The 4,428-nt window shown below is 63.1% G+C and carries 3 protein-coding genes; 2 read left to right on the plus strand and 1 reads right to left on the minus strand.

Annotated features, from left to right (window positions below; translation table 11 throughout):
* The first annotated feature begins 1,354 nt into the window (after positions 1-1,354).
* Complete coding sequence (locus Q4F91_RS12900) at positions 1,355-1,864, plus strand: helix-turn-helix domain-containing protein (protein ID WP_303338137.1); 510 nt, start codon at positions 1,355-1,357, stop codon at positions 1,862-1,864.
* Positions 1,865-1,919: 55 nt separating this feature from the next.
* On the opposite strand, the gene Q4F91_RS12905 is transcribed toward Q4F91_RS12900, so the two are convergent.
* Entirely contained in the window at positions 1,920-2,321 is a 402-nt protein-coding gene (locus Q4F91_RS12905; protein WP_303338138.1) for a TM2 domain-containing protein, read from the minus strand.
* A gap of 424 nt (positions 2,322-2,745) precedes the next feature.
* Here Q4F91_RS12905 and Q4F91_RS12910 point away from each other — a divergent pair, with 424 nt between their 5' ends.
* Complete coding sequence (locus Q4F91_RS12910) at positions 2,746-3,723, plus strand: hypothetical protein (RefSeq protein WP_303338139.1); 978 nt, start codon at positions 2,746-2,748, stop codon at positions 3,721-3,723.
* Positions 3,724-4,428: the final 705 nt, after the last annotated feature.

Genomic DNA, 4,428 nt, shown 5'->3' on the forward strand with positions numbered 1-4,428 from the left:
TATCAGGTCTCAATTTTGTGTGGCATCTGGTCTCAAAGTCGCTGACCGTTAACAGCCGATCAGGAATCGTCCTGTGATCAACGGGAGTGATTGCCTCGACAGCAGTCCGGGGCATCGGGGCAAATGGTTGAATCTGCAGGATTCGCCTGGTGGACGACCTCGCAGCAGATGCTGTGGCCCGGTCCTGCCCATTTTCTCTGAGGAAGCGAGCATGGTGATGCCGTATTGTGCAGAACACAGTGCATCTGACGACGATGAACGCTCCGGCATGCGCTTCTCAGGATATGTTCGGCGGCGGAGAGGGCGCCCGCTCGAGCTGCTCCGGGAAACGCCGCTGGGAGTGATCCTCCGCCGGAACTGCAGGAAAATCCGGCGTGGGAAACAGAAAAAGGAAAAGCCGGCCGGGCATCACTGCCTCAGGCCGGCTCCCCCTCTTTTCGTCCCGAAGCACTCCCTCAGGCCCGGGACAGGATCACTTTAACTAAGACATTTACCTGAGTCAATCACTCAGGTACAAGAATTGGGGAAAGTACTGAGGCCGCTGACGACACCGCTCCCCGGCCTCCCTCCGGACGGCTCCGGGCGACGTGCACGGACTCAGCGGAAGTGTCCCGGAGGAAAAGACGGGAGGGGAATGAGAATTTATTTCCCATCAGGGGACTCGCCGGTGATCAGGACCCTCCCCGGGGCGTGTCCCCCGCGCTCCTGCGCGCACATGCAACAGGAGCCCGGCGGTGGGCTTCACCATAGTGGAGCCCAGGCGGGCGCATCCGCGCAGCGGGGAGGGTGTTGCCCAAACGAAGCGGTCCGTCTTGCAGACGCCACAGTGCACAGTGCCCGGATACCGTCGCGGACCGCATGGGCTTGCGGCTTCTCAGGGTTTTCCTGAAGCCCGGCGACAATTGGATAAAAGACGGATTGACATGCTCCCGGGCTGTGGCAGAATAGAAGCATTCCGAATAACCGACATCACCGTTTACAGGCGGAGACGGTCGTCCGGAAGTCTTCCTGAAGCGCCGACCTTTTCCCTCAGAGGTTATCGTATGAACGTTTGTTTGAGTGACACCCCCCCCCAAAAAAAAACGGGACACATATAGATGTTCCGTGAGGTGATGTCCGCAGAGGAGAATCAGATGGGAGAGCGGGAATTCTCATCGAATGACATACGACGGGCCGCGGTAGCCGTGAAGCGGCGGCTCACGCCCGAAGAGACCGGGCGCATCATCGGACTCAGAGACCGGGGCGTGCCCGGTCCGCGGATCGCCGAGGAGGCGGACTGCAGCGTCGTCGCCGTGTACTGCCCGAGGACCGGGGAGCAGGTTCCCGGACATGAATCCGAAGGGGAGCGTGCGGCATGACGAAACCTGGCCACCCGCGCTGCCCGGACCATTTCCGCTCCGAGGCGATAGAACTCTTCGAGCAGGGCCTCGGCTACAAGGCGACCGCCGCGAAGCTCAATCTCCACGTCTCGACCGTGCGCGACTGGAAGCGCATGTGGAAGGCGGGCGTCTTCACGGAATCGACGAAGTACCGCAAGCCCCTCACGCAGCAGGAGGTCGGCCTGCTCATATTCCTCAAGGAACAGAAGTTCCCCGACGCCAAGATCGCCGAGATGTTCGAGTGCTCGACGAGTCTCGTGCAGAAGCACTGGCGGCAGTACCGCAAGGAGGGCGCCGCCGGGACGAAGCCGATCAGAAAGAGGAAGCGCCTCTCCGAGGAGGCGATTCGTCTCATCATCGCGATGAGAAAGCGCGGCGAGCATCCCACGGTGGTCGCCGAGGCGGTCGGGTGCACGCCGGCCAACGTCAACTACCACTGGAAGCGGTATCTCGCCGAAGAGGCGGAGAAAAAGAAGAAGGGCTGATCCCCGGCCCTCCTGAAAACCGTTCCGTGTCACCTCACCTGCGGCTCCGGCGACTTCAGACGGAGCCGCTCGCTTCGTATTCCTTCACGAGGCGCTCGCGCACCGCGGCGCGGTACGCGTCGACGTAGCCCGGGAGCCGGAAGAGGTCGAGGAGCAGGCAGATGCCGACAAGCCCAAGGCCGACCAGGCCCACGATGAGGACTGCCATCGCGATGTCCGTGTCCTGTGATGTATAGGCGCTGCTCCCGAGGCTCACGCCGAAGATGAGACCGGTCCATCCGACCGCGCCGGCGATGAGGTATCGCGTCGCGTCCTTCATGCGCCCGAGATAGCGGTGATGAATGCCGAGCGTGCCGAAGAAGAACCAGAGCACGTAGGCGGTGAGCGTCTCGCGCTTTTCGTTCGCGACCTGCGCCTCGATGAGGAGCCGTACATCCGTGGGCAGCTGTTTTTCCATCTGAAAGTCTCCGGTGAGTCTGAGTGAGCGTTCCGTGGATTTTATCGTAAAAGGCAGGGACTTACCGTCGTTTCCGGAATGCGATCCCGCGCCGGTTTTCCAGAGGATTTTCCGCCGTCCTCCTGCGCAGGACTGACCGCCCGCGGCAGCCGCGGTCCGAGGCGATGAACGGCGTGCCGGCGCATGCATCGGCGTAGCTTCGGGAGGGTTTTGACGGAGCAAAGGATCATTCTCTGCAGACATCTTCGAAAATGATCTTCCATAACAATTGGAAAACATTCCTCCGGGAAATCGTGTTTTTCGCAGCTATCATTTTTGGCTCTCCAATCCATTCCCTCAGGACCCGAATGCAGCCGGACACCGGAACACGCAGAACGGCGATACGATTCCCCCGCAGTACAGCAGACCTTGAGAAACTCCGCATATGAGCAGCGACAAGTTGAGCGATCTCTTCAACCCCATGCACACGTCCACGGTCGAGGAGGCCTTCCGCCTCATCGTGAGCGCGCCCGAGAAACTCAAGGGCGTGCTCCTCGAGCGCATGGGCGAGAGCTTCCCCGACGTGGGCTTCAGTCTCAGGGACCTCGCGGAGTCCGAGGTGCCCGGCTTCGCGGAAGAGAAGTCACGCGTGTTCCTGCCGATGCAGCAGGTCTTCAGCGCGCTCATGGCGAAGGCCCCCGACGAGGCGGCGAGGGAGGAGATCTTCCGCACGCGGCGGCTCTGGCTCTTGATCGAACTGATGACGGCCTGGAGCGTCGACCGCACGGCCCTGACTTTCTCGCGGCGCATCCGCGAGATCGTGGTGAGCGACGACACCTGGTGGCAGGGCCTCACCACCGACTGGCTCGCCGAACGGTTCCGCCCCTGGGCGCTCTGGATCTCGGACAACGACGGGAGTCCCAGGCTCGACGGCGGCTGCTTCTGCGGCCTCACGATGCGCGGCGACGGTCTCGCGCTCTTCTGCCAGTACGTGCGCGCGGGCGAGCTCCCCAAGCCCTGGCTCTACGCGGAGTATGCGCTCACTCCCGGACGCAGGCTCTCCGAGGTCGTCAGGGTGGCCGACGAGGGCACCGTGTTTGACGCCCTTTACGAGCCCTTCTCCGCGAGGCAGATGGAGCGCGCCGTCTGCCGCAGGAACTACGCGAAGGAACTCATGCCGCTCCTCGCCCTCGCGCTCCTTGAGAAGGACGCGCAGGAGCGCCTCGGCGCCGACTGCATGCTCTTCGGCGGCGACCGGGGCGGTGGGTTCCTGCCGCAGTTCAGCGCGGAGCTCCCGCAGCGCGAGGACCGGATCCCGTCCCGGAGAATCAAGGACCGGATGCTGAGCGAGTTCGTCAACGCCGTCTTCTTCGAGGAGGACATGAGGAAGGTCATGGCCCGGGTCAAGGCCTCCCGCTCCTGACCGGCCACAACTCAAGACCTTCCGGCAGGGCAGGGAAGGGGGTCGGGAAGTGAGCGGGCGCTCGCTCACTTCCTGACGGTCTTCTTCATGGCGCCGCTCCAAGCGCCGTTCCCCACGTCCGGGGCATTCCGAACTGTACCGAAGCGTCCCGCTCCGGACGACTTCTACCGCGGCAACTCAGACCGCTGCGCATCTCTTCTCCCGCCGCCGATCTGACGACGGCCGCCGTGCTGCGTCAAAGCATGCGAGCGCTCGCTCACTTTTCCTCCACGGCGATCCGCCGGGGAGCCTTCCCGGCCGCTCCTGCCGCGGCTCGGTGGCCGCAGTCAGGCCGTTAACGCATGAATCTGTTGCGCCGGTCACCACACCCCAAGTAAAGGGGATGGGCTCCCGGCCTGTATACAGACACTCCGTGACTGTCTGCCGAGACGGCCCTCCCCGGATGCGGGAGAATGACGGGATGCCCCGGCCGCATCTCTTCGAAAAAAAACTCAGCCGGCCGCGGCACCCTCAGCTTTGATGCATTTCCCTCTCGCGCCGGCCCCCGGGCGACTTCCCCGGCCGGGACGCGCAGCTCTCAGTCAGAAGAAAAATGAAGACAGTCAGGAAAGGATTCAGGAAGGCGGCGCTTGTGACCGCCGTCTCCGCCGCGCTCTCCTGTCTTTGACAGCTCCGAAAGGCTGAACTCCGCGAGAACTCGCGAGG

It is taken from the genome of Sutterella sp., from assembly GCF_030539355.1.
Classification (GTDB): Bacteria; Pseudomonadota; Gammaproteobacteria; order Burkholderiales; family Burkholderiaceae_F; genus Sutterella.

Coding starts and splice junctions, on each gene's coding strand:
- Q4F91_RS12910 (WP_303338139.1), top strand. CDS start 2,746: ATGAGCAGCGACAAGTTGAGCGATCTCTTCAACCCCATGCACACGTCC.
- Q4F91_RS12900 (WP_303338137.1), top strand. CDS start 1,355: ATGACGAAACCTGGCCACCCGCGCTGCCCGGACCATTTCCGCTCCGAG.
- Q4F91_RS12905 (WP_303338138.1), bottom strand. CDS start 2,321: ATGGAAAAACAGCTGCCCACGGATGTACGGCTCCTCATCGAGGCGCAG.